This is a genomic window from Bradyrhizobium sp. 2TAF36 (assembly GCF_052114925.1).
Taxonomy (GTDB): domain Bacteria; phylum Pseudomonadota; class Alphaproteobacteria; order Rhizobiales; family Xanthobacteraceae; genus Bradyrhizobium; species Bradyrhizobium barranii.
On sequence record NZ_JBFRFR010000012.1, the window covers coordinates 136,564 to 161,449 of the forward strand.

A 24,886-nucleotide genomic window follows, 5' to 3' on the forward strand; every position below is an offset into this window, starting at 1 on the left:
CTCGCAAACGCCTGCGAGGGCATGCGGTTCGGATCATGCCTTGTTTTTCTTCGCCGGCGTAGCCGTATCGGGCGCATCTTCGCGATGCTCGCCGACGCCGAGATAGATCAGGATCGGGGCCGCGATGAAGATCGAGGTATAGGTGCCGACCAGCACCACGCCGAACATCATCACCGCGGTGAAGCTGTGGATGGCATGGCCGCCGAACAGCAGCAAAGCCAACAGCGCCAGCGTCACGGTGAAGTGGGTGATGATCGAACGCGACAGGGTCGAATTGATCGACTCGTTGAGCAGCTGCGGCATCGGCATCTTCTTGTAGCGGCGCAGCATTTCGCGGATACGGTCGTAGATGACGACGGTGTCGTTGAGCGAGTAGCCCAGAATGGTCAGAAGGGCCGCGATGCTGGTCAGGTCGAAATCGACCTGGCTGATCGACATGAAGCCGATCGTCAGCACGATGTCGTGCACGTTGGCGATCATGGCGCCGAGCGCGAACTGCCATTCGAAGCGGAACCAGAGGTAGATCAGGATCGAGACGATCGCGAGCATCAGGCCGAGCATGCCATAGGCCAGCAGTTCGCCGGACACGCGCGGTCCCACCACCTCGACGCGGCGATATTCGACGGAATCGCCGAGCGCGCCGCGCACCTTCTGCACGGCTTCCTGCTGGGCAGCGTCGCCGCCCGGCTGCTCCGCGACGCGGATCAGGACGTTCTCGGGGCCGCCGAACTGCTGCAACTGGACTTCGCCGAGATGCAAGGCATCGAGCGTCGTCCGCATCGCGGCGATGTCGGCGGCGCCGGACTTGGCCTGCACTTCCAGCAGCGTGCCGCCGCGGAAGTCGATGCCGAAATTCAGGCCATGGGTGAAGAACAGCGTGATCGCGACGATCGACAGCGCCGCCGAGATCGGGAAGCTGATCCGGCGGAAGCGCGTGAAGTCGAAATGCGTATCGTCCGGGACGATGCGCAGCGACGGCAGCAGCCCGAGCGCTGCGACCACGGTGAGAACGGCAATGAGAATGCCAAGCCCGATGAGAACGTAGTGAGTCACGGTCTTAGCTCCTAGATCGGCACGCTCTGCGGCCGCTTCCACCGCACCCACCAGGCTACGATCAGCCGGGTCAGCGTGAAGGCGGTGAACACCGTGGTGATGATGCCGATGCCGAGCGTCACGGCAAAGCCGCGCACCGGGCCGGTGCCGATGTAGAACAGCACGGCGGCAGCAATGAAGGTGGTGATGTTGGAATCGAGGATGGTCGCAAGCGCCCGCTTGAAGCCGGCGTCGATCGCCGAAATCGCATTGCGGCCACCCCGCAACTCCTCACGGATGCGCTCGTAGATCAGCACGTTGGAGTCGACCGCGATGCCGACGGTGAGCACGATGCCGGCGATGCCGGGCAGCGTCAGCGTGGCGTTGAGCAGCGACAACAGGCCGAAGATCATGGCGACGTTGATGGCCACCGCGATGTTCGCGAACACGCCGAACAGCCGGTAGGTCAGCAGCATGAAGATGATGACCAGGATCGAGCCGACGTAAGCCGCAAGCTCGCCCTTCTCGATCGAGTCCTGGCCGAGGCCCGGACCGACGGTGCGCTCCTCGACCACCGTGAGCGGGGCCGGAAGCGCGCCGGCGCGCAAGAGAATCGCGAGATCGTTGGCCGATTGCACCGTGAAATTGCCGGAGATCTGGCCCTGGCCACCGGTGATGGGCTCGCGGATGACGGGCGCCGAGATCACCTTGTTGTCGAGCACGATCGCGAAGGGCAGCCCGACGTTTTCCTGCGTGGCCTGCGCGAATTTGCGCGCGCCCGAGGTGTTGAACTTGAAGCTGACGACCGGCTCACCCGTGCGCTGGTCGAAGCTCGCCTGGGCGTCGGTCAGGTCGCCACCGGCGACCAGCACCTGCTTCTTGACCACATAGGGCGTGGGCGGCGGCGAGGCGCTCATCAGCAGCTCGGATTCCGGCGGCAACCGTCCCTGCTGCGCCTGATCCGGCGGCACGGACGCATCGACCATGCGGAATTCCATCTTCGCGGTCTTGCCGAGCAATTCCTTCAGGCGGGTCGGATCCTGAAGACCTGGGACCTGCACCAGAATGCGGTCGTTGCCCTGGCGCTGGATGACCGGTTCGACGGTGCCGAGCTCGTTGACGCGGCGCTCGACGATCTGAATCGACTGCTCGATGGTCTTGCGCATGCGGTCGAGCATCGCAGCCTGCGGAATCGCCAGGCGGATCACGCCGCCGCCGGCATCGGTCACCTCAAGGTCGCGCTGACCGCTGGATCCCATCAGTCCGCCCAGTGGCTGGGACAGCTCGCGCAGCTTGGCGAGCGCCGGCTGCACGTCGGATTCCTTGGTGATRCGAACCTCGGCCGCGTCGTTGCGCACGGTCACGCCGCCGGTGAATCCGATCTTGGCATCGCGCAGGGTCCGGCGGACGTCGTCGCGGACCTGGTCCAGCCTCTCCTTCTTCACATAGCTCGAATCGACCTCGAGCAGCAGATAGGAGCCGCCCTGGAGATCGAGGCCGAGCACGAGCCGGCGCTGCGCCCAGGCGGGCCAGGTCTTGACCTGCGCTTCGGGGAAGAAGTTCGGCACCGCGCAGAGGCACACGATCAGCGCCGTCAGGATAATCCCGAGCGCCTTCCACCGCGTGAAATACAACATCGACTGGACCTGTCAGATCAGGAGATTGGGATGCTCGCGGAAGCGCTCACTTCGACGCGGCGTCGTCCTTGGCGGCTTCCTTGCTATCCTTGGATTCCTTCGCCGGCTCGCCCTTCGCGCGCACGCCCGAGATCATCTGGCGCATCTGCCGCACGCGCACGCCGTCGGAAATCTCGAACTCGATCTGGTCGTCGTCGACGACCTTGGTGACCTTGCCGACGAGGCCGCCCGAGGTCACGACGGTGTCGCCGCGGCGGATGTTCTTCACGAGGTCGGCATGGTCGCGCACCTTCTTCTGCTGCGGGCGCAGAATCAGGAAGTACATGATCACGAAGATCAGGGCGAACGGCAGCAGCGACATCAACATGCTGTTGGTGTCGCCGGCGCCCGCGGCCTGGGCATACGCAGGGGTAATGAACATTCGGACGATCCTCGTGGAAACGGGGGAAAACCGGTCAGGCCCTCAAAGGCGACCGGTTCGGTCAAATTCGCGCGGACTATAGCGGCCATTGCCCCAATTGCAACGCTGCCAGACCGTCGATTTGGCCATCTTGCGGCGCGCCCTCAGGCCCGATAAGGCTGCATTCTCAGGAACTTCGGACATGCCCAAAAAACCAAGCAAAAGCCCGGCCGGCAAAGGCCCCCGCACCCCTGCCAGGACGCCTGCCCGCGTCGCGGCAAAACGTCCCAAGGCAACCCCCAAGGCAGTCGATAAGGCAGCCCCGGACCTCTCCCAGGATCGTATCGTCCGCGCGCTGGAGACGATCGCGGCGCACCTCGCCGCCCAGGGCAAGCCGGCCGTCGAACGCGAATCGTTCGAGCGGGCGGACGCCTATGTCTGGCACCCGGACGGCCGCCTCGCTGCGGTGCCGCGGGTCAGCCGCGTCGAGCTGTTCCTGCTGAAAGGCGTCGACCGGATGCGCGACATCCTGATGGAGAACACCGAGCGTTTCGCCAACGGCCTGCCGGCCAACAATGCCCTGCTCTGGGGCGCGCGCGGCATGGGCAAGTCGTCGCTCGTGAAGGCGGCGCATGCCAGCATCAACGCGGAGCGCAAGGCCGCCGATAAGCTGAAGCTGATCGAGATCCATCGCGAGGACATCGAGAGCCTGCCCGCGCTGATGGAGCAGCTGCGCGCCTCGTCCTTCTACTTCATCGTGTTCTGCGACGACCTCTCCTTCGACGGCAATGATGCGTCCTACAAGTCGCTCAAGGCCGTGCTCGAAGGCGGCATCGAGGGCCGGCCCGAGAACGTCATCCTCTACGCCACTTCCAACCGCCGCCATCTGCTGGCGCGCGAGATGATCGAGAACGAGCGCTCGACCGCGATCAATCCTGGCGAAGCCGTCGAAGAAAAAGTCTCGCTGTCCGATCGCTTCGGCCTGTGGCTCGGCTTCCACCGCTGCAGCCAGGACGAATATCTCGCCATGGTGCGGGGCTATTGCAGCCATTTCGGCATTGAGGTCGACGACGAGGCGCTGGAGCGCGAGGCGCTGGAATGGTCGACCACGCGCGGCTCCCGCTCGGGCCGCGTTGCCTGGCAGTTCGTGCAGGAGCTTGCGGGGCGGCTCGGCGTGAAGCTGACGGTGAATTAGCGGTCGGATCGCCACCTGGCTAGGTGCCGCCCTTCCTCGAAGGCGAGGGTCAAGGGCGCGTGCCTTGCTTCGTCACCATGTGCCGGGTCGGCGTGACGGTACTTTCAGGCGCGGCGGGCGAGATCGCAAATGAATCGCGCGCGAAGGCGACGCCTGCTACGCGCCGGCACTACGGCATCGGTGGTGGTCACCGGAACGAGCTTCGACGGGGACCAGGTGCCACCGGTTGCCCGCGTGTTGCAAAGAATGATCAGCAAACTGACAGCCGCAGCTTGATTGCTGCTAGTATTTTCTGACGATGGGCTTTGTCGTCGGAGGTGCTCCGGGCGCGGGCGGCGAGATAGAGAAGGTGACCCAGGTATTCCAGCCCGATGGCCGGTTTTCCGCAGCGAACTCGCCGTAAGCTTTCAAATTGAGATAGCCCTGCATGTCGCCGACCGGAAACAGGAATCCAATCTGGGGGCCGATGCCGACCACTTGGGACTGGAAGCAGCCGACACGGTCACCTGAACCGCTGTCGCAGCCGAGTTCCTTGTAGACATAGCCCACGAGGCCAACCATGACCTGCTTCGACAGGAATTGCGATGCACCCCAGTCGAAGTGCATGTCGACGCCATTCTGATACTGCGTTGCAGTGTTCTTGAAATTGTAGGTGAAGCCGATCACGCCGGAGAATTCGTGGCCGGTCTGCGGATTGAAATAGGTGTAGCCGCCGCCGACGTCGATCGCGCTGTGTCCGATGCCTATATTCGACAGGCGATCGGATTGGTAAGCGCCAACCGGGATGTCGCCCATGATATAGGTCATGTAGTTGTGGACCCCGGCGTTCCAGCGCAATTGAAATACCGGCGCGACATCCCCAAAGCCCCATGTGGTGTCGCTGATGGTGTCGGACCGCGCGAAGGGGACGTTGTTGCCGAGAGGGCCCGTGAGCACGCCTGACAAGGTGCCTGCCAGGCTGGTGCCGACGACGCCGTAGGCTGCTAACAGGGACACCGACGCCTGGCCGCCGAGAACCGGCGTCGCGAATACATAGGTTGGGATCACAAAGCCAAGATCGCCCGTGGCGTTGACGTTCAAATTCAGTTTTGCGTCGAGGGTAACATTGGCCGGAACCCTGTTGAGCGTGAACTCGCGCGCACGCGCGACGTCGGCGCCGGCGGAGACAGAGGTGTGATAGTAGATGTTTGCCAGCGACCAACCCGGCTGCTGCGGCGTGGCCGCCAGACTTCCAAAGAAACCGGGGACCCAGAAGCTGACGCCGCCTTCATCGGCCAACGCACAATGGGAAAAACCAACGATCGCGGACGTCAGGACGAATGCAGCAACGCCAAGTCTGCGTCGACGTGCTGATTTCGATCGCTCACTCTGCCCCGCCGCCAGTGCAATGCTCACTGTCATGTCGTGCCTCGTAAGATGTGTTACCTCCGAATACAATCCGGCGACAGCGTACCCCCGAGGCGATCGGGGCTCATCATGTAAAATTCAACGGGGATAGATCTATCGCAAGAAAGATCAATGCTGCGACCAAAGAGCCACATTCGGTAACCCAAGTCCGATCGGGCGCCACGGCAGACCTACTGCAACCCTCTCATAGCTGGAATTGTTGAGTATGCATTTTGTGCCACTGATTCTATTTTCGGACCCCAACAACGAGTGAGAAAAGCAAGCTCGCATCGCCGTTCGCCGGCGTCTCTTGCTGCAACGCGATGCCAACCGTTGTTAGGTCGCATAAGCCTCACGACTGCTTATTGGTAATCGAGTGTGACCAAGAGCAAAGTTGCCAGACGATGAACCTCAAACTCACGCTCGTCGGCGTCGTTCTAGCGTCAGTCTTCGCCGCACCTGTGGCCGCTGGCCTATTCGAGGATGCCGTCGATGCTCACGCCAGAGGCGATTACGCCAAGGCCCTGTACGGCCAAGGCATGGGGAAGCCGGCTACGCAGCAACCTCCCCGCTAGCCGAAACTTCTATTGCGGTGCGGATGACCACCATGGGCACAAATTCCAATGCTTCACTGCCAGATCGCCCAGCGCGTTCTCAAACAGGAGACGATCGCAAAGTCAGACAACAATGTTCACTTAAAGAACACGAAGCGGCACGAAGATCCTCAATTTCGTTGTTGCCGAAATGTCACCTGCATCGACATTGCAAGCTAGGCTTGATGCAGGTCAAACAAGTTGATTGGTCAGAGACCTTCTTGGTCATATGTTTGCGAGTTGTGGCCGACCTTGAGGAGGCGACGGTGCAGAAAGTTTTCCTCATTTGCATCGCGGCAGGATTGTTGAGCGGACCCGCTCTTGYGTCCGACCTGCCCGTCAAAGCTCCGATATACAAAGCACCAATCGTGGCACCATTGTATAATTGGGGAGGGTTTTATGTTGGTGCCAACTTCGGTGGAGGATGGTCCAACGGCAGCCTGAACATTCCCGGCAACAATCTGTATGGCGGCCTGACCGAATTCGTTGGAGGCGTGCAGGCGGGCTATAACTTCCAGGCCGGTCACTTTCTGTTTGGTGTCGAAGGTGAGTTCGATGGAGCCGGCTTCGGTCATCCGGTCCTTCCTGCTCCGACATTAGCCTTTGTAGACCAGCACTGGATCGGCACCGTGGCGGGCCGTGTCGGCCTCGTGAATGATCGATGGCTCGTATTCGGCAAGCTTGGCGGCGGCTGGGTCAACAGCAGCGCTACTTTGAACCTCCCCGGCGCCACTTGGAACGGGACCAGCACGAACACCGGCTGGTTGGCGGGCGCTGGCATCGAATACGGCTTCAAGTCGCATTGGACCGTCAAACTCGAATACGATTATCTTGGGCTATCGAACTGGCGTTCTCCCACCGTCCCCTCGGTCGCTTTGAACCGCGACCTACAAATGGTCAAAGCTGGCATCAATTATAAATTCGAAAGCGGCCTTCCTGCGGTGGCCGAGGCGCCGAAGCATTCCCACGAGCCTTCGGACGACGAAGATCTACAGAAGAAATCACAAAACCCGATCGCGGATTTGGTCAGCGTGCCGTTTCAGAGCAACACCAATTTCAATACCGGACCATTCAATCGCACCCAGGAAGTACTCAACATTCAACCCGTCGTGCCCATGCATTTAAACGAAGACTGGAACGTGATCTCACGTACCATCATTCCGTTGGTGAGCCAGCCAAGTCCGTTCTTCGACAGCAACACCAACGGGATTGGCGACATTACTCAATCGTTGTTTGTGTCCCCCGTGCACCCCGGACCGCTGATCTGGGGCGTGGGACCAGTCTTCACCGTTCCGTCCGCAAACGACCCCATCCTCGGGACCGGTAAATTCTTGTTCGGCCCAACGGCCGTGTTAGTGGTCACGCCGCCACATTGGGTGATCGGTGTATTGCTCAATAACCAGTGGTCGGTCGGCGGCAATCCGCTGCGACCGCCCGTCAACGCCTTCCTCGCCCAGCCCTTCGCCAACTACAACATGGCGCACGGCTGGTACCTGAACACGTCACCCATCATCACCGCGGATTGGCTCGCGGCGTCGGGGGAGCGGTGGACAGTGCCGGTTGGCGGCGGTATCGGTCGGGTTTTCAGAGTGGGTGATCAACCGATCAACGCATCGATTCAAGCCTATTACAACGTGATACGTCCGACTGGCGCTCCGGCCTGGTCACTGCGAACTACTGTCGCGTTGCTGTTCCCGGTTAATTGACACGGCAACCTGGCGCGCAACGAGACTTGTGTCTCGGTGTCCGAAGTGGATGATCGCGTCCTTTGTACTGTGGGCGGACAACTTCCCGACGCCGCGTAATACGGTCCACCTTGGACTCGGTTCGGTTCATAACACATCTCCGATTGGCAGAATACATCCGAGGTCAAGATCGCCCCGGAATTTGCGTGGCGCCACCAACAGCTAGTTCAACGCAGAATCGTCACACCATGCGTCTGCAATGCCTCGATGATACCGTCGAAGATCAGCGCAACGCCCATCGCAGAGACGAAGAAGCCAACTATTCGGGTGATAGCATCGATCCCCATTGCGCCGAGCCTGTCGAAAAGTTTCCCGGCATATGCCAGACACAGGTAGGTGACGACCATCGTCGCGAAAATAGCCACGACGATCGCTACGAAAGAGGCCAGTTCCGCTGATGATCGCTTAATCGTGGCAGTCATGCCGAGGATGGTGGCGATAGCGCCTGGTCCGCACATGAGCGGCATCGCAAGCGGCACGAAAGCTATGTTACCGCTCTGATCCGCGCCGCTGGCCGGAATCACGCCACCGGAAGCGGATGGTGAAAATAGTTCAAAGCCGATCTTCATCAGGATGATCCCGCCAACGATGCGGACCATGCTCAGCGGCACGCCGAACAAGCGTAGGATCAGCGTTCCGAAGATCAAGAAAAAGAGAGATAGAAGCAGCGCATAGAGGCAAGCTTTCCATGCCACCTTGCGATGTGTGGCGGCGTCCTTGCCTTCCAGCATCTTCAGATAGACCGGCAGGACCTCGAACGGATTTATTATCGCGAGCAAAGTCGCGAACGTACCCACGAACAGCGAGAGTTCATGACCCATTATGCCTGCGCCTCACCCTTTCTCCGGGTGCTCGACTTCGGTGAAAAGGCTCCCCTGTGCCGCACCTGAGCCTGCGCGGCCGCCGCCGGCACCGCGGAGCACCCATGCTGCACCCACTGCGAGAACTGCACCCACGAGTGGACCTGCGACATACACCCAATAGCTCGTGAAGTCGGTCGCGATTAGGTTCGGGCCGAACGTGCGCGCTGGGTTCATCGACGCTCCCGAGATAGGGCTCCCCCACAGCCCGGCAAGTGCAATGTACGCGCCGACGCCGATCGCGCCGATGATCCCGATGTTCTGAGCGCCTGATGCCGTGCCGAGAATGACACTGACGAGACCGAGGGTCAGCACGGCCTCCATCAGGAACGCATCGGACGCGGAGTATCCCGACGCGGGATAGTTCGACCCGTAGCTGGCCGACACGTTGATCACGGCGTGCAGGAACAGTGCCGCGAGCGTCGCCCCGATCAACTGCACGACGATATATCCCGGTACGCGACGCCATGGGAAGTCGCCACGCACCGAGAACGCGATACTGACCGCGGGATTGAGATGAGCGCCGGACACCTTGCCCATGAAGAGGATGATCGCCATCACCATCAGACCGGGTGCGACGACCGCAGCGGCACGGCTGATCGTGCCGGGAAAGGCCTGCCCCATCATGCCGCCACCGGCGGCCACGAGGACGAGGAAGAACGTTCCGAGCAGCTCCGAGAAGAGGCGGCGCCACTCTTGGTTCGGATCGAGGAAGTCGTTTAGCGACGCGACAAGCTCGTGATCCAGATGGCTCAGTGTTCTGTCGGCCTCTGTTTGCGCCATGAGCTGCTCTTTCCTCTAGTCGATGCCGCTGTCCGTTAGCCTCTCGCACCGGGCCAGCACGGCTCCTCGGGTCTTCGGCGCGCTTGCGGATTTTTCGAGCGGGATAGGCATGCCTTCAATCCTCCAAGACGGGACCACACCAGCCGGGCAGGTAGCTCGCCTCCTCGGTTTTGGACAATTCCAGGGCTTGCTCGAGAGCGGCCTCGAAGTGGGTCTCTACGGTTTTGCGCTTGACCCGGCGACGCAAAAAATCCGCCCACAAGAACTCGCTGAACGGCGTCGTGTCCTTGGCGTACCCGCCGGCGCGCCGCAGTTCGCCCGCCAACGAGCGGAACGGATCGTCAATAAGCCCGGCCACGGTCTTCGGCAAATCCTTGTAAGGGCGCAGACGGCCCTCGTCGTCGTACGAATGCATCCAGCTTTGATTGTCCAAGACGAACCAGAACGAATTGGGCTCCAGCGTCCTGAGGTTTTTCACCACGGTAACCAATACCTCTTCGACCCCTTCTTCATGGAGCGCACGCGCCAGGTGGTGATGATCGATGACGTAGTGGCGGTCCTTTGGGCCAAGCACGACGGGGATCATGTGCTTACCCAGGAACTCGGCTCCTTTCTCTTTGCTCTCGTCGCGCCAGCGCTTGCGCTTCTCCTTGACCTCCCGAATGCCGACCGTCATCTGGGTCGGGCGCAGGTCTGCGATCGCAACGGGCTTGAGAATGGGTTCACGGTCCGACATCGTGCAGACTTCTTTGATCACTAGTCCGGAAATGTTCGCTTTTAGAAGACGTCGTCGCCTCGTCAGCAACCGACCGCGAGGCCARCCGCGTCCGGTCGGTCCCGATCACCGGACATTCTCAGCGCCCGTCGGCAAAGCCCGCCTTTATAACAACGACCCTTCGTTGTGCTCACGGTGGACTATTCCATTGATCTGGATCAACGGTCGGCCAAGACTCTTGGCGCACGCCCGTACCGGGGCTACACGGACATGATGGCGCTTCGTGATTGTGGTCGATGACGATGCGGCCATCCTGAAGCGTATGGCGCATGCTGTTCGCAGGTTTAGCTTCGAATAGTCAATTCGAGGGAGTCTGACCATGAACATCACTCCCACCATGCGCGCATTGGTATGGTCGACCTCCGTTCTGGCTCTCACAATTGGCCCGACCTTCGCCCAGCAGATCTCGGGAACGCCGGGCTCACTCAGCGCCACGACGACGATAGACGGCAAATATCTCCCAAACCCGCCCGCGCCGTTCGGCGGAACGATCAATATGGATGCCAAGGGTTCCAAACCCTATTGGCCACCGACCGTGGTGCCGCCCAAGGCGGCGCCCAACGTCCTGCTGATGTCCTTCTTGCGTTAACAGCGGACGTCCGCGCCTCGAACGCGGTGCCGCAGGCGACAAAGATGGTCGGTGTACAAGTCCGGAATGCGTTGGGTGCCTCTTGCCGGTAACCATGTCCACTGGCTATTGCCGTCCAGATGGCACTTATGGGTCCTTAGAGGATGTCAGTCGAAGGCAAAGATGCGCTTCCAGTCCTTCTTCATGTCGACGACCGCCCACTTGTTGACGGCCGCGGCGTCGAGCGCGACGTCGAGTTTCCCGAAATGCGAGTCGCGGTCATAGGCATATTCGCGTTCCGCATCGGTATGGTGGACGATCAGGCCGAACCGCGCGCCACTGGCGCCGAGCGTCGTCCATTGCAGCATTTCGAGATCGCCGTCGGAGTTGCCGAAGGCGGCGATCGGACGCCGGCCAATGTGCTCGTTGATGCCGATCGGCTTGCCCGCCTTGTCGTCGATGAAATTGATGTCGGGCAGCCGGAAGAGCGTTGGCGCACCGTCCTTGATCTCAAATCGGGTTTTGATCGACGATCCGACCACCTGCTCCGGAGGTATTCCGTAAATCCGCTCGGTCCAGGGCCGCATGAATTCGATGCCGCCGCCCGACGCGATGAAGGTCTTGAAGCCGCTGGCCCGGAGATAGGCGAGCAGTTCGAGCATCGGCTGGTAGACCAGTTCAGTATGCGGCCGCTTGAAGCGGGGATCGCGCGCGGTCGCCAACCAATCCGTGACAATCTTCTCGAACTCCGCCGTGGTCATGCCGGCATGTGTCACGGCGATGATTTCGACCAATCCTTTTTCGCCTGAAGCCGCAAGCGCCTTCAGGTCGCCGTCCAGCACCGCCGCGAACGGCTGCTTGGTCTTCCATTCCGGATGCATTGGCGCCATGGCCTTCACGCGGTCGAGGGCGAAGGCCAGTTGCACGTACATCGGCTGCTCGACCCATAGTGTGCCGTCATTGTCGAAGGTCGCGATGCGCTGGTCGACCGGGACGAAATAAGGCCCATTCTGCGTCGTGACGCGCGCAACAAAGTCGAGGATCGAGGCCTTGGTCGCGCCGTCGTTCCATGATGGCAGTGGATCGCTCTGCGCTTGTGCCATTGCGGATTTGGAACGGAGTGAAACGGACAGTACCGGAAGCATCGCCAGGGACGAGAGAAGGACGCGACGATCGATAGCAGGTAAACGGATGATCGGCTTCATGGTCGACGCCTTTCCATTGCCCAGCGGGCGCACGGAAATTCGGTGCGCCCGCCATGAAACCAGTCGATGCCAGGCGCTACTTGCCCACCGCCGCCCGGGCCGCCTCGATTTTCGCCTTCACGGCATCGAGGTTGAAACTCGCGCCCTTTTGCATCGGCGGAAACTCGATCGCCGTCATCGCCAGCTTTTCCACCTGCTGCTGAACAAATACAAAGCGCCAGAATTCGTATTTGAACCAGTCGAAGTATTGCTGCGCGCCTTCTTTACTCCCGTTATCGGGCCAGCCCGTGCGCTCGAATGGATCGAGGCGAAGATTGGTCAAATAGGGCACGTCAACCTTGGTTTTTTCGCCGAGCCAGCCTTTTGGCTGGTCGATGAAGCGATACTTGAAGTCGTCGATGCGCACGGCACCGAGTTCGCTCTCTCCGAAGTAAAAGATTTCGTGCCGGTTCGACGGCCCCTTGCCGGTAATCATGTCCATCTGGTTATAGCCGTCCAGATAGCACTTATAGGTCGTGTCACCGATCTGTTTGCCCTTCTGCAGCTCCTCTGCAATGTTCGGGTTGCCGGCGGCCGCTAGCAAGGTCGGAAACCAGTCCAGACCGGAAATGATGCCGTTCTCGACCTTGCCGGCCGGCACCTTGCCCGGCCAACGGATCATGCAGGGCACACGGAAGCCACCTTCCATGACGGTGCCTTTGCTCTGCGCGAAAGGCGTCTGCCCGCCATCAGGCCAGGTGAAGACCTCGGTGCCGTTGTCGGTGGTGAAGACCACGATGGTGTTGTCGTCCACGCCCATATCCTTGAGCTTCTGCATCACCATGCCGACGTCGTCATCGAGCTGCGCCATGCCGGCTTCATGTATCGACCAGCCGTTCCTGGAGTTGCGCGTTGCCTCGTACTTTGGTGAAAGATGCGTGACGATGTGCATCCGGGTCGGGTTGAGCCATAGAAAGAACGGCTTGTTGTCGGCCYTGGCCTTCTCGATGAACTTCAGCGCAAGATCGCGAATTTCGTCATCTACGGTTTCCATCCTCTTTGGATAAAGCGTTCCGGCATCCTCGATCCGCTGTTTGCCGACCTTGCCCCAGCGTGGATCCACGGTGGGGTCGTCCACGGCGGTCGCGTATGTATGGAGCATATTGCGCGGACCGACGACGTTCAGCAGGTCCTGCGGGTAATTCGGGTGCGCGGGGTCCTCCATGGCGTCGAGGTGATAGAGGTAACCGAAGAACTCGTCGAAGCCATGCACCGTCGGCAAGAATTCATTCTTGTCGCCAAGGTGATTCTTGCCAAACTGGCCGGTGGCGTAACCCATTCCTTTCAACGCCGTGGCGATGGTCACGGCCTGCGCGGGTATGCCGATGGCAGCGCCGGCCTGGCCGACCGTGGTCATGCCGGTGCGGATTGGCAATTCACCGGTGATGAAGTTGGCGCGACCTGCCGTGCAGCTCGCCTCGGCATAGTAATCGGTGAACAGCATGCCTTCGGCGGCGAGCTTGTCGAGATTGGGCGTCCGGCCGGCCATCAGGCCGCGGTGATAAGCGCCGATATTCCACATGCCGATGTCGTCACCCATGATGAAGACGATGTTCGGCCGCTGCCCGGCTGGCGCGGGTGCCGGCTGCTGCGCCTGTGCCGCGGTTGTCAGCCCGACAGCCGAGAGCGCCGAAGCGGCGACAAGAGAACTCCCGCTCAGCAAAAGATCGCGGCGTTTCATTCCGCCGCCCGATTGTGGAGTAGCGTCGTGGGAATCTCCAGGTGGAAGCTTATTGCTCATGACGTACTCCTCCCGTTGTTACGCAATTGGCTCTGTTCGCTTGACGCATCGGAAGCCGGCGTGGCTTGTGGAGGTGGTGACCGGCCCGACGCGGCCTCTTGGATCACTTGCTCGCTATTCCGTTGGCGGGCGCTCCGACGCGGAGCGCCCGCTCACCTCATATTTATCTGCTACTTGCCAGCCTGCGACTGCATGGCCTTTTCGATCTGCTCCTTGACCGCTTCCAGATTGAAGCTCGCCCCCTTCTGCATCGGCGGGAACTCGATCGCCGTCTGGGCGAGCTTGCCGACCTCCTGCTGCACGAACTGGAACCGCCAGAACTCGTAAACAAACCAGTTATAGAATGCCAACGACCCCTGCGCGCCGTTGGGCATGTTCGTGCGTTCGAAGGGATCAAGGCGGATATTGGTGAGGATCGGCCAATCAACCTTGACCGTGGCGCCCAACCAGCCGCTTGGCTGATCGGTGAAGCGATACTTGAAGTCGTCGATACGCACCGCGCTCAGTGTGCCCTCGGTGAAATAGAAGACCGAGTGGCGGGCAGACGGGCCCTTTCCGGTAATCAGGTCCATCTGGTTGTATCCGTCGAGGTAGACCTTGTAGGTCTTGCCGGCGAGTTGCTTTCCTTTCCTCAACTCGTCGGCAATATTCGGATTGCCCGCTGCGGCGACGAAGGTCGGGAACCAGTCGAGTCCGGAGATAATGCCGTTCTCGACCTTTCCCGCCGGCACCTTGCCCGGCCAGCGGATCATGCAGGGCACGCGGAAACCGCCTTCCATGGCCGTTCCCTTGCCGCCTGCAAATGGCGTCTGTCCGCCATCAGGCCAGGTGAAGTTCTCCGCGCCATTGTCGGTTGTGAACGCGACGATCGTGTTGTCGTCGAAGCCCTCGTCCTTGAGCTTCTTCATGACGGCGCCGACGATATCGTCCAGTTGGGCGAATCCGCCCTCGGAAACCGACCAGCCGTTTTCGGAGTTGCGCATGTTCTCGTATTTTTCCGAAAGGTGCGTGACGACGTGCATGCGCGTCGGGTTGAGCCAGACGAAGAACGGCTTGTTGTCCCGCTTGGCCTTGTCGATGAAGTCGAACGTGATCTTCAGGATTTCGTCATCCACCGTCTCCATCCGCTTTGGATAAAGCGGTCCGGAGTCCTCGATCTTTTGCTTGCCGATCTTGCCCCAGCGCGTCTGCACCGTCGGATCGTCGACGTCGGTCGCCCAGGAATGAACCATGTTGCGCGGACCGACGGTGGCCAGTAGCGCTTGCGGGTAGTTGCGGTGGGCCGGGTCTTCCATCGCGTCGAGGTGGTACAGATAGCCGAAGAACTCGTCGAAGCCGTGCATGGTCGGCAGGAATTCGTTGAGGTCGCCGAGGTGGTTCTTGCCGAACTGCCCCGTGGCGTAGCCCATGGATTTTAGTGCGGTCGCGATCGTCGGTGCCTGCGCCGGCATTCCGATCGGGGAGCCAGCCTGGCCGACCGTGGTTAGCCCGGTGCGGATCGGCAATTCTCCTGTGATGAAATTGGCACGGCCCGCCGTGCAACTCGCCTCGGCGTAATAGTCGGTGAAGCGCATGCCCTCCGCGGCGAGCTTGTCGAGGTTTGGTGTCCGGCTCGCCATGATGCCCTGATGATAGGCACCGATATTGAACCAGCCGATGTCGTCACCCATGATAAAAACGATGTTCGGCCGTTGTCCCCCCGTTGCGGGCGCTGGAGCCGGCTGCTGCGCTTGTGCCGGCGTTGTCAGTCCGACGGCCGAGAGCGCCGAAGCGGCCACAAGCGAACTGCCGCTCAGCAGCAGATCGCGGCGTTTCATTCCGCCGCCCGATTGCGGCGCAACGTCGTGGGATTCTTCTGGCGGAAGCTTGCTACTCATGACGTGCTCCTCCCGTTGTTATGCAATTGGCGCTGTTCGCTGATGCACCGGAAGCCGACRACGCTTGTGGAGGTGTCTACTGGCCCGGCGCGGCCTGCTTGATCACTTGCTTGCCATTCCGTTGGCGGGCGCCCCGCCCTGGGGCGCCCGCTTCGTCGGATCACGCTCGTGGCGCGCAGCTAGTCGCTGCGACCGGCAGTCTTGGCCTGCTTGATCTGTTGCATCACCTGATCGAGATTGTAGCTCGCCGGGTCCTGCAGCGGCGGGTACGCAATATAGCTCTCGAGTTCCTTCAGCCAGAGCGCCTGGCCGATGGGCAGCATGTTCCAATCGTAGATGTAGGCTGTCGAAGGGGAGCCGATTGTGCCGCCCTGGCCCATGAGCGTCTTGTATTGTGAACCGATCGAAGTCTCGAACGGGTCTCGCTTGATGTTGACGACCTGGGCCCAGTGATAGGGAAGCGCTCCGGCAATAAAGCCCGCCGGGTTGTCGGACACCATCGTGAAGTAGATCTTCCAGTTCTTGTAGCGCACCGCCGACGGATCCTTGCCCGAATAGTAGAAGAAGGTATCGCGCGCCGACGTTTCCGAACGCCCGGAGAGGTATTCGGCCTGATCGACGCCATCGAGCGTCGTCTTCACGATGCCGGGATATTGGCCGGCCTCGATGCGCTTCTTCAGCGCGTCTCCCTTTGCACCACCGGCGATGTTGACAAATGTGGGCAGCCAGTCGAGTGACGCGAATATGTCGTTCTTGATGGTGCCGGGCTTGATGACCCCCGGCCAGCGAACGAGCGCCGGAGCGCGCATGCCGCCTTCCCAGGTGCTCAGCTTGCCGCCCTTAAACGGAGTGGTGCCGCCGTCCGGAAAGGTGATGGTCTCGGCGCCGTTGTCTGTCGTGAACACGATGATCGTGTTGTCGAGCTGGCCCATGTCCTGGAGCTTCTTGAGCACATAGCCGATGTTGTCGTCCATCTGCTTCATGCCGGCCTCGTTGAGGCCCCAATCCTTGCCGCCGGGCTCGCCGACCATGGCCGCGTACTTGTCATTCAGCACGGTTGTGATGTGCATGCGCGCAGGGTTGTACCAGACGAAGAAAGGCTTGCCCGTCGTCTTCGGATCGTTGCGATCGATGAAGTCGATGACCTTGGCCGAGATTTCCTCGTCGACACCCTTCGATCGCTCGAGTGTCAGCGGGCCCTGGTCGATGCACTGCTGAGTCCTGGACGTACCATCGGACTTGCACGACAGGACGTTGCGCGGAGGCGTCAGGCAAACCGACGTTTTCGGATCGACCGCGCCCGGTACCTCCGGGATGCCGGGGATCGGCGTATTCTTGCATGGCGGGGCAACAGTCTGCTGGGTTGGGGACTTGTTGATGTCCGGGAAGCTCACGCCCTGCATCGCATCGAGGTGATACAGGTAGCCCCAGAATTCCTGGAAGCCGTGCGCGGTCGGCAGTGCGTCGGTGTGATCGCCGAGATGGTTCTTGCCGAATTCGCCGGTGTTGTAGCCGAGATCGAGCAGGAACTTGGCGAGCGCCGGGGTGCCGGGCCGCAGATAGGACGGGCTGCCTGGAAGTTGCGGAGGAATCATGCCGGTGCGCAGCGGATGCATGCCGGTGAAGAAGGCGTTGCGACCGGCGGTGCAGCTCTGCTCGGCATAGTAATGCGTGAAGATCGCGCCTTCGTTGCCGATGCGATCGATGTTGGGCGTCTCGCCGACCATCAGGCCGCGATGGTAGATGCTCGGCTGGTACAGGCCGATGTCGTCACCCATGATGAAGAGGATATTGGGTTTCTGTGCCGGCTGTGCGGTCGCCGGCGTGCTGGCTGCCCCGGACAGCGACATCAATATCGTCGCGCCAAGCAGCGAGGCGCAGGACCTCTTGTGGCAACTGGACGTCTTGAACGGTGGAATTGCGGCAAAGGGTGGCTTGTCATTGAATATGCAATTCAACATGGCCTCGCTCTCCCATTATGATGCGATAGAGACACCTCGCCTGATGCACCGAAATCCAAGGTGACTCGTGGATGTGTCGATCGGCTCCGCATGCCGCGCAGCCGGCCGGTAGCGTCGGCAGTAGTTCGGCGCGCACAAATGCGAGCCGCCTTTGATGACCTTGCGTGGAATCTTGACGTTGGTCGTTCTGGGGTCGTAGCTGTCGGCCTCGCGGCCGCCGCGCGGGTTCTCTGGAATGCAGCAGGCTTTTGCAGCGTCGGCCTCATGCCGAGGCGAGTACCAGTCGGACGTCCATTCCCAGACGTTGCCGATCAGATCGTGCAGCCCGTAACCGTTCGGCGGAAATGCGGTGACCGGCGATGTCCGTTCGTATCCGTCGTCCCTGGTGTTCTGGCGTGGAAATTCGCCCTGCCAGGTGTTGGCCATGTGACGGCCCCCGGGCGCAAATTCATCTCCCCATGCGAACTCGGCGCCGTCCAGTCCGCCGCGCGCCGCGAACTCCCATTCCGCTTCGGTTGGCAAATCCTTGCCGGCCCATTTTGCGTAGGCGATCGCATCGCTGAAGGCCACATGCACGACGGGATGATCGTCCAGCCCACGGATGTCGCTGCCCGGCCCGTAGGGATGCCGCCAGTTCGCGCCTTTGGCGAAGGTCCACCACTGGCTGAAGTCCCGGAGACTGACCGGATGCGCGGGCGGAGAGAACATCAGCGAGCCCGCATAGACCATGTGCGGGAGTATTCCCGGATAGTCCTTTGGATCGGGCGCGATCTCGGCAACGGTGACGTGGCCGGTAGCCTTGGCGAACGCCTTGAATTGCCGGTTGGTCACTGGATGGCAATCCATCCAGAACGCATCCACGGTGACACGGTGGACCGGCGCTTCTTCCGGATAGTGCCGATCCGAACCCATGCGAAACGTGCCACCCGGCACGAACAGCATCCCCTCACCTGTTGGATGCTGGTACGATTGTCCGGAATCAGGCGACGATTTCGTATCAGCCAGCTTCATGCCGAACTCCGGACCCGTGCGTCATTGGCCTGCGCTGCTACGGAAACGGAACGACAGACTTCCAGGTTGATCTAAATCAAAGGGTCCTGGTCACAACGTTGACGGTCCGGCTGCCAAGTCCGCTGCGCCATCGAAACTGAAGCAGCTTCAGGACATTAGGACATTTCACCGGCAGCCGTCGGCTACTTTGCATGGGGTTGTTTTTCGAAAATTGATTGTCCGGCCACAAAAGCCTCAGTACGCCACGGTTCGAGGCAGCTTCTCGGCTTGGCGACCGCCGCCTCTGGAATACTGGACCGCCCGCACCAGTGCGCAATGTGCACAAGGCGGGCGATGACAGCATACTCGTGGTGATTGCGTGCCCTACTCTGCGGGCCCGCGCCTCACGCCCCGTTCAGGAATTGAAGCGGGTCAACCGGGCTCGATCCCTTACGGATCTCGAAGTGGAGCTGCGGCGACGCCACCTCCCCGGATTGACCCGACTTGGCAATGACCTGACCGCGCTTGATGGTATCGCCGCGCTTCACCATCAGCTCACTCGCATGGGCATATGCGGTGACGTAGCCGTTGGAGTGCCGAACCAGGACCAGATTGCCGTAACCTTTGAGCTCGTTGCCTGAATAGGCGACGACGCCGTCTTCTGCCGCCTTGACCGGCGTACCCTCGGGCACCGCGAGATTGATGCCGTCATTGGACTTGCCATTGGTCTTGGCGCCGTAGCTCGTGACCACCTTGCCGCGCACCGGCCAGCGGAAGGTCGGCAGCGCGCTCGTGGTCTCCGCAGCTTTCGCCGGAGCCTCCGCGGCCTTCTCTTCGACATTGGCCGTGGCCTGGGCCAGACGCGCGCTTTGCACGGGTGCGGCGACAGCGGCCATCTTGGTGGCGGGCGCGGGAGCAACTGCAACGGGCTGCAGCGTGCCCGCGACAGGAGCCGCAGCAACCGGCGCCGCGACGGCGGCGGTCTTGGCACCCGGCACGGTCAGCCTGGTGCCGAGCTTGAGCTTGGCCGACGGAGCAAGACCGTTGGCGCGGGCGAGTTCGACAGGCGAGATATGGTTCTTGCGGGCGATGCTGGCGAGCGTGTCGCCGTGGTTGACGAAGTGCGTGCTCGGCGGCGCGGCGACAGCTGCAACCGGCTTCGCAGCAGGCGCCATCGCGGGAGCCGCCGCGACAGGAGCCATCGCCGGTGCGGGCGCAGCCGCTGTGGCCGGATGCGGGATGATCAATTGCTGGCCGGGCGAGAGCGCGCGCGGGCCCTTGTAGCCGTTGGCGGCGAGGATCGCCTGCGGCGTGACGCGATAGCGCTTGGCGAGCACGTCGAGAGTGTCGCTGGTACCGACGATGATTTTGGTCCCGCCGGCCGGCTGGGCGGCCGCGACCGAGCGCGGCGGCACGGTGGCCGTGGTCTCCAGATGCGGCTGCGCCGGGGGCGCGTAGGAGCTGACGCCGCGACCGCCTCCGGACACGCCGCCACCCGCCGCAACCGGATAGGATTGCGGCGCGGAGACCGCCGGCGGCGGCAAGGGCTGCGACTGATAATAACCGGGCTGCGTCTGCGGCCGCGAATATTGCGGCAGCTCACGCTGCGGCGGCGGTGCCTGCTGCACCGAGCCGGTCTGCTCAGACGCGAAAGGATTGGAGAAATTCGACTGGGACAGCCGCGACTGCATGTCGGCGCTGCACCCTGCGAAGCTGAACGAGATCAGCGCCAAGACCGCAACCTGCGGCACGCGGCGCGAGTAAAGCAACTCGGCGACTACAGACATGGTTACTCACTCGTACGCAACAGAACTGGTCTTTTAAGTAAACACGTCGCGAGTAAATAACGGCTTAACCCTCCCAATAAGATGTTGGCGGCACAGCACCGATCCGGAAATCTACAGCTCCCGCGCCACCCCGGGCAGCGCCGGCACGAAGCGGACCTCGACGAGTTCCTTGCGCTCGATCCCGGCTTCGGTCCGGCTGAAGCGGACCAGCGTCTGCACACCATGGTGCGGGCCGATGGGTGCGATCAGGATGCCGCCGACCTCCAGCCGCTCGACCAGGTTCTCCGGAAGCTGCTCCATCGCGGCGGTGACGATGATGCGGTCGAACGGGCCGATATTGGCCGGCAGGTTGAGGCCGTCGCCGAGCATCACCTCGACATTGTGACAGTTTAGCTTTTCGAGCCGGGCGCGTGCCGCCTCCGCGAGCTTGCGGTAGCGCTCGACGGTCAGCACCTGGCCTGCGAGACGCGACAGCACGGCGGCCTGATAGCCCGAGYCGGCGCCGATCTCGAGCACGCGGTGCTTCTTCTGGAGCTGCAGCTGCTCGGTCATGTAGGCGACGACGAAGGGCTGGCTGATGGTCTGCCCGCAGGCGATCGGCAGCGCGCTGTCACGATAGGCGGCGTCGCGATCGGTCTCCTCGACGAACAGATCGCGCGGCACCTCCTCCATGGTTCGTAGCACCGCCTGATCGCTGATGCCCCGCCGCCTCAGCGAGAGCTGAAACATCATCTTTTCCGGCGGGTGCTGATCGGAGGTCATCGCTGCTTATCGTCTCGTCGGGTCCGGGGCCACGTGTCTCGTTAAGACCCGGGGCAGGAATCCTGTTCCTACCCAGGAACCCATGATAGCCGTTCGGGCGCGGTATTGGACCATAAATCGGCTTGCAACGGGTTGGCTGCAAAGACCATTTTCAGGTGTCCGCTCGCCGAAACGCGCATTGCGTCGATTCGCGTTATCTGCGAACGTTTTCCGCAAATGGGCAAGGACTCAACGACTATGACCGCGACCGGACCTTCGGGCCGCTCTGTATTCCTCGTCGAGGACGAGGTGATGATCAGGATGATGGTCGCGGATATGCTCGAAGAGCTCGGCTACAAGGTGGCTGCCGAGGCCGGCGATATCACCGAGGCCCTGCGGCTCGCCCAGGCGACCGAGTTCGACATCGCCATCCTCGACGTCAACGTCAACGGCAAGGTCATCTCTCCGGTCGCCGATGTCATCAGGGCGAAGGGCTGCCCGTTCATCTTCGCCACCGGCTACGGCTCCTCCGGCCTGCCCGAGCAGTACCGCGACCGGCCGGCTCTGCAGAAGCCGTTCCAGCTCGACGCGCTCGGCAAGACCATCGAAGCCGCCCTTCGCGGCGGCTAGCGATTACTTCAGCGTCGCGCTCAGCGCTTCGGAAAACGCCTCATTGGTGCGGTCGAGCCGGAGCGGCGTGACGGAGACATAGCGCTCGCGCAGCGCCGCCAGATCGGTGCCTTCGGCAGGCGTATCCATCATCGCGGCACGCTCGAAGCCGATCCAGAAATAGGGATTGTTGCGGCCGTCCCTGCGCTCGTCGATCCTGAGGAAGCCGAGATTGCGCTTGCCCTGGCGCGTGACGCGGATGCCGAGCACCTCTTCCGGTGTACATGCCGGGAAATTGACGTTGATGACGGTGTCCTTCGGGATGCCGGCGGCGATCACCTTGCGCAGGATGTCGGGTCCGAATTTGAGCGCGGTGTCCCAAAGCGGGCGCTCGCGCGTCTCGACGCTGAACTCCTGCGACAGGGCGAAAGACGGCAGCCCCAGGATGGTGCCCTCCAGCGCGCCGGCGATGGTGCCGGAATAGACCACGTCCTCGGCGACGTTGCGGCCCTTGTTGACGCCGGACAGTACGAGGTCCGGTGGCTTGGTGCCGAGGATATGGCGCGCGCCCATGATGACGCAGTCGGTCGGCGTGCCGCGCACGGCGAAGTGCTTTGGTCCGACCTCGCGCAGGCGCAGCGGATCGTTCAGCGAGAGCGAATGCGACACGCCGGACTGGTCGAGCTCGGGCGCCACGACCCAGACGTCGTCGGACAATGCGCGTGCGATCTCCTCCACGACCTTGAGGCCGGGGGCGTGAATGCCGTCGTCATTGGTGCAGAGAATGCGCATATTAAAAATCGTTCCTGAAGCGGGTCTGAGCCGTCTTATCCGGCCGGGGCCGATCAGGCAAACCGGCCGACTGGGTCCGGCGGCGGGTTCCCAGCCTGGTCCTGCTACCTGCGGATGCGCCATTGCGGCAGGAAGCGTGCGAGCCTGCCTTCCGCGCGCAGCTTCATCGCCGGCACCACCAGGCTCACAACCGGAGCCTCGATCACCCCGAGCGCCTCCAATTGCGCGAGGATCGGCTCCGGCTCCCGCGTCTGCGGAAAGCGTTCGCGCGCCACGGTCAGCGCCTTGTCGAAATCCGCAGCATTCACGCCGGGCTTGGCCCGCCGGCTGCACACGAGATCGTCATCCCAGAGCCGCGCGATCGCGATGTCGAGCACACCACGCAGACGCTGATCGACAGCCTGGATACCGGCACCTGTCACCGCCCATTGTCTGCCGACCCAGAAGATGTCGCTGTGCAAGGCCATGAACAGTGAGTTCGCATTGTCGGATGGCCGGCAGAATAACCAGCCGCCCGATCTTCGCAACCAAACGTTTCTGCGTGACAGCCGGGCAACACGCACCGGGTTCGCGTTCCGATAGAATCGGAACGGGACTTCAGATTTTTATCTTGTTTGACGCGCATTCTCGACGCGAACCGGTATCCACTTCGCTCGAAAACGCCCTACTCGCGCGCGACCACCTTCAGCCCGCCCATATAGGGCTGGAGCACGTCGGGGACGGCGATCGAGCCGTCCTCCTGTTGATAAGTCTCCATCACGGCGATCAGCGCGCGGCCGAGCGCGGTGCCGGAGCCGTTCAGCGTGTGCACGAATCGTGGCTTGCCGTCCGGACCGCGCGAGCGGGCGTCCATGCGACGGGCCTGGAAGTCACCGCAGACCGAGCAGCTCGAGATCTCGCGGAACGCGCCGCCCTCGCCCTGCCCGGGCATCCAGACCTCGATGTCATAGGTTTTTTGCGACGAAAAGCCCATGTCTCCGGTGCAAAGCGTCATCACACGGTAATGCAGATCGAGCCGGCGCAGCACTTCCTCGGCACATGCCAGCATCCGCTCATGCTCGTCCTTGCTGGTCTCCGGCGTCGTGATCGACACCAGCTCGACCTTGGTGAACTGGTGCTGGCGGATCATGCCTCGGGTATCACGTCCTGCGGCGCCCGCCTCCGCGCGAAAGCACGGCGTCAGCGCAGTCAAGCGCATCGGCAGCTGCTTCTCATCGAGGATGGATTCGCGAACGAGGTTGGTAAGCGCCACCTCCGCTGTCGGAATGATGCCGAGACGCTCCGTCCGCAGCCGCTCCAGATCGGGTGCGGCGAGCAATTCGCCCTTGATCGCCCAGAACTGGTCATCCTCGAATTTCGGCAATTGTCCCGTGCCGAACATGATCTCGTTGCGGACCAGCAGCGGCGGATTGATCTCGGTATAGCCGTGCTCGTCGATGTGCAGATTCAGCATGAACTGGCCGAGCGCGCGTTCGAGCCGCGCCAGCCCCTTCTTCAGCACGACGAAGCGCGCGCCGGAGAGCTTGGCCGCCGTCTCGAAATCCATGTCACCGAGCGCGCCGCCGAGATCATCATGGGGCTTGGGCGCAAACGCGTAGTTGCGCCGGTTGCCGAAGACATGGCGCTGCACATTGCCGTGCTCGTCGACGCCGTCGGGCACCTCGCTGAGCGGCAGATTGGGGATCGCCGACAGCGCCGTGGCAAGCTCTTCGTCGGCGGCTTTCGCAACGGCTTCGAGCTGCGGCATCGTGGTCTTGAGCTCGGCGACCTCCGCCATGAGCTTGGCGGCACGCGCGTCATCCTTCGCCTTCTTGGCGTCGCCGATCTCCTTGGAGGCCGCATTGCGCCGCGCCTGCGCCTGCTCCGAGGCCAGGATCGCCGCCCGCCGCTTCTCGTCGATCGCGAGCAGCGACGCCGACAACGGCTTCAGGCCACGCCTGGCGAGGCCGGCGTCGAAGGCTTGCGGATTGTCGCGGATCGATTTGATGTCGTGCATGGCGGTGGTCCTGGATCAGCGCATAAACCTACAACGGCGAACGTTGTACGTCAGCGCGTTCCCCCTAGCACAGCTGTCATCGCCCGCGAAAGCGGGCGATCCAGTATTCCAGAGGCGCCCGTGATTCCCCGAGAGGCTGCGGCGTACTGGATTCCCCGCCTTCGCGGGGAATGA

At 62.0% G+C, this 24,886-nt stretch carries 20 protein-coding genes and 1 pseudogene; 4 read left to right on the top strand and 17 right to left on the bottom strand.

The features are described 5' to 3' along the window. Positions 1-33: 33 nt before the first annotated feature. Genes secF through yajC form a run of 3 tightly spaced genes read right to left on the bottom strand, consistent with a single transcriptional unit; the run spans position 34 to position 3,090 of the window. Entirely contained in the window at positions 34-1,053 is a 1,020-nt protein-coding gene (secF, locus tag AB4Z51_RS09405) for a protein translocase subunit SecF (protein WP_028152341.1), read from the bottom strand. 11 nt (positions 1,054-1,064) lie between these two features. Further along, positions 1,065-2,669, bottom strand: coding sequence for a protein translocase subunit SecD (gene secD / locus AB4Z51_RS09410; protein WP_071913639.1), 1,605 nt, complete (start codon positions 2,667-2,669; stop codon positions 1,065-1,067). 46 nt (positions 2,670-2,715) lie between these two features. Next, positions 2,716-3,090, bottom strand: coding sequence for a preprotein translocase subunit YajC (gene yajC / locus AB4Z51_RS09415; protein ID WP_071913636.1), 375 nt, complete (start codon positions 3,088-3,090; stop codon positions 2,716-2,718). Positions 3,091-3,271: 181 nt separating this feature from the next. Here yajC and AB4Z51_RS09420 point away from each other — a divergent pair, with 181 nt between their 5' ends. Beyond that, positions 3,272-4,264, top strand: a complete 993-nt coding sequence (locus AB4Z51_RS09420) for an ATP-binding protein (RefSeq protein ID WP_135213737.1) — start codon at positions 3,272-3,274, stop codon at positions 4,262-4,264. A gap of 282 nt (positions 4,265-4,546) precedes the next feature. Here the strand turns inward: AB4Z51_RS09420 and AB4Z51_RS09425 are convergent, their stop codons facing one another. After that, the gene (locus AB4Z51_RS09425) at positions 4,547-5,665 is read right to left on the bottom strand and encodes a SphA family protein (RefSeq protein WP_441497317.1); all 1,119 of its coding nucleotides are present in this window, start codon (positions 5,663-5,665) and stop codon (positions 4,547-4,549) included. A gap of 844 nt (positions 5,666-6,509) precedes the next feature. On the opposite strand from AB4Z51_RS09425, the gene AB4Z51_RS09430 reads away from it, so the two are divergent. Then, on the top strand, positions 6,510-7,949 hold the full coding sequence (locus AB4Z51_RS09430; RefSeq protein WP_441497318.1) for an outer membrane protein: 1,440 nt from the start codon (positions 6,510-6,512) through the stop codon (positions 7,947-7,949). A gap of 206 nt (positions 7,950-8,155) precedes the next feature. Here the strand turns inward: AB4Z51_RS09430 and AB4Z51_RS09435 are convergent, their stop codons facing one another. The 3 genes from AB4Z51_RS09435 to AB4Z51_RS09445 all read right to left on the bottom strand — a co-directional run bounded on the left by AB4Z51_RS09435 (position 8,156) and on the right by AB4Z51_RS09445 (position 10,367). Further along, positions 8,156-8,809 (bottom strand): MarC family protein, encoded by a 654-nt coding sequence (locus AB4Z51_RS09435; protein ID WP_135213738.1) that lies wholly within the window; start codon positions 8,807-8,809, stop codon positions 8,156-8,158. 12 nt (positions 8,810-8,821) lie between these two features. Next, positions 8,822-9,631 (bottom strand): MIP/aquaporin family protein, encoded by an 810-nt coding sequence (locus AB4Z51_RS09440; protein ID WP_441497319.1) that lies wholly within the window; start codon positions 9,629-9,631, stop codon positions 8,822-8,824. A 115-nt stretch (positions 9,632-9,746) separates the two neighbouring features. Then, positions 9,747-10,367 carry a ParB-like protein gene (locus AB4Z51_RS09445; RefSeq protein ID WP_441497320.1) on the bottom strand — a complete coding sequence of 207 codons (621 nt, stop codon included), beginning with the start codon at positions 10,365-10,367 and terminating at the stop codon, positions 9,747-9,749. 376 nt (positions 10,368-10,743) lie between these two features. Between AB4Z51_RS09445 and AB4Z51_RS09450 the strand changes: the two are divergent. Further along, positions 10,744-10,980 (top strand): annotated as a pseudogene (locus AB4Z51_RS09450) (hypothetical protein); the annotation flags it as partial. A gap of 161 nt (positions 10,981-11,141) precedes the next feature. Here the strand turns inward: AB4Z51_RS09450 and AB4Z51_RS09455 are convergent. From AB4Z51_RS09455 to AB4Z51_RS09485, 7 genes are all read right to left on the bottom strand, one after another. Beyond that, positions 11,142-12,119 carry an HAD family hydrolase gene (locus AB4Z51_RS09455; RefSeq protein ID WP_244623060.1) on the bottom strand — a complete coding sequence of 326 codons (978 nt, stop codon included), beginning with the start codon at positions 12,117-12,119 and terminating at the stop codon, positions 11,142-11,144. A gap of 136 nt (positions 12,120-12,255) precedes the next feature. Next, positions 12,256-13,899: an arylsulfatase gene (locus tag AB4Z51_RS09460; RefSeq protein WP_441497330.1), complete on the bottom strand. Its 1,644-nt coding sequence runs from the start codon at positions 13,897-13,899 to the stop codon at positions 12,256-12,258. 230 nt (positions 13,900-14,129) lie between these two features. Next, on the bottom strand, positions 14,130-15,776 hold the full coding sequence (locus tag AB4Z51_RS09465) for an arylsulfatase (protein WP_167767926.1): 1,647 nt from the start codon (positions 15,774-15,776) through the stop codon (positions 14,130-14,132). Between the two features lie 239 nt (positions 15,777-16,015). Continuing rightward, entirely contained in the window at positions 16,016-17,686 is a 1,671-nt protein-coding gene (locus AB4Z51_RS09470) for an arylsulfatase (RefSeq protein ID WP_063986350.1), read from the bottom strand. Positions 17,687-17,812: 126 nt separating this feature from the next. Next, a complete protein-coding gene (locus tag AB4Z51_RS09475) occupies positions 17,813-18,808 on the bottom strand; it encodes a formylglycine-generating enzyme family protein (protein ID WP_135213742.1) in 996 nt (331 codons plus the stop codon). A 383-nt stretch (positions 18,809-19,191) separates the two neighbouring features. Beyond that, positions 19,192-20,574, bottom strand: coding sequence for a LysM peptidoglycan-binding domain-containing M23 family metallopeptidase (locus AB4Z51_RS09480; protein ID WP_135213743.1), 1,383 nt, complete (start codon positions 20,572-20,574; stop codon positions 19,192-19,194). Between the two features lie 111 nt (positions 20,575-20,685). Further along, entirely contained in the window at positions 20,686-21,336 is a 651-nt protein-coding gene (locus AB4Z51_RS09485) for a protein-L-isoaspartate(D-aspartate) O-methyltransferase (RefSeq protein WP_441497321.1), read from the bottom strand. Between the two features lie 237 nt (positions 21,337-21,573). Here AB4Z51_RS09485 and AB4Z51_RS09490 point away from each other — a divergent pair, with 237 nt between their 5' ends. After that, the gene (locus AB4Z51_RS09490) at positions 21,574-21,945 is read left to right on the top strand and encodes a response regulator (RefSeq protein ID WP_028152469.1); all 372 of its coding nucleotides are present in this window, start codon (positions 21,574-21,576) and stop codon (positions 21,943-21,945) included. A 3-nt stretch (positions 21,946-21,948) separates the two neighbouring features. Here AB4Z51_RS09490 and surE read toward each other — a convergent pair whose 3' ends face one another. From surE to serS, 3 genes are all read right to left on the bottom strand, one after another. Then, complete coding sequence (gene surE, locus AB4Z51_RS09495) at positions 21,949-22,716, bottom strand: 5'/3'-nucleotidase SurE (RefSeq protein WP_063983116.1); 768 nt, start codon at positions 22,714-22,716, stop codon at positions 21,949-21,951. Positions 22,717-22,820: 104 nt separating this feature from the next. Beyond that, positions 22,821-23,183: a hypothetical protein gene (locus AB4Z51_RS09500; protein ID WP_135213745.1), complete on the bottom strand. Its 363-nt coding sequence runs from the start codon at positions 23,181-23,183 to the stop codon at positions 22,821-22,823. Positions 23,184-23,380: 197 nt separating this feature from the next. Beyond that, entirely contained in the window at positions 23,381-24,712 is a 1,332-nt protein-coding gene (serS, locus tag AB4Z51_RS09505; protein WP_135213746.1) for a serine--tRNA ligase, read from the bottom strand. Positions 24,713-24,886 lie beyond the last annotated feature (174 nt).

Bases quoted from the DNA above. Each gene is read 5' to 3' on its own strand.
- yajC (WP_071913636.1), bottom strand. From the start codon at position 3,090: ATGTTCATTACCCCTGCGTATGCCCAGGCCGCGGGCGCCGGCGACACC.
- AB4Z51_RS09420 (WP_135213737.1), top strand. From the start codon at position 3,272: ATGCCCAAAAAACCAAGCAAAAGCCCGGCCGGCAAAGGCCCCCGCACC.
- AB4Z51_RS09425 (WP_441497317.1), bottom strand. From the start codon at position 5,665: ATGACAGTGAGCATTGCACTGGCGGCGGGGCAGAGTGAGCGATCGAAA.
- AB4Z51_RS09435 (WP_135213738.1), bottom strand. From the start codon at position 8,809: ATGGGTCATGAACTCTCGCTGTTCGTGGGTACGTTCGCGACTTTGCTC.
- AB4Z51_RS09440 (WP_441497319.1), bottom strand. From the start codon at position 9,631: ATGGCGCAAACAGAGGCCGACAGAACACTGAGCCATCTGGATCACGAG.
- AB4Z51_RS09445 (WP_441497320.1), bottom strand. From the start codon at position 10,367: ATGTCGGACCGTGAACCCATTCTCAAGCCCGTTGCGATCGCAGACCTG.
- AB4Z51_RS09455 (WP_244623060.1), bottom strand. From the start codon at position 12,119: ATGCTTCCGGTACTGTCCGTTTCACTCCGTTCCAAATCCGCAATGGCA.
- AB4Z51_RS09465 (WP_167767926.1), bottom strand. From the start codon at position 15,776: ATGAAACGCCGCGATCTGCTGCTGAGCGGCAGTTCGCTTGTGGCCGCT.
- AB4Z51_RS09470 (WP_063986350.1), bottom strand. From the start codon at position 17,686: ATGTCGCTGTCCGGGGCAGCCAGCACGCCGGCGACCGCACAGCCGGCA.
- AB4Z51_RS09475 (WP_135213742.1), bottom strand. From the start codon at position 18,808: ATGAAGCTGGCTGATACGAAATCGTCGCCTGATTCCGGACAATCGTAC.
- AB4Z51_RS09480 (WP_135213743.1), bottom strand. From the start codon at position 20,574: ATGTCTGTAGTCGCCGAGTTGCTTTACTCGCGCCGCGTGCCGCAGGTT.
- AB4Z51_RS09490 (WP_028152469.1), top strand. From the start codon at position 21,574: ATGACCGCGACCGGACCTTCGGGCCGCTCTGTATTCCTCGTCGAGGAC.
- surE (WP_063983116.1), bottom strand. From the start codon at position 22,716: ATGCGCATTCTCTGCACCAATGACGACGGCATTCACGCCCCCGGCCTC.
- AB4Z51_RS09500 (WP_135213745.1), bottom strand. From the start codon at position 23,183: ATGGCCTTGCACAGCGACATCTTCTGGGTCGGCAGACAATGGGCGGTG.
- serS (WP_135213746.1), bottom strand. From the start codon at position 24,712: ATGCACGACATCAAATCGATCCGCGACAATCCGCAAGCCTTCGACGCC.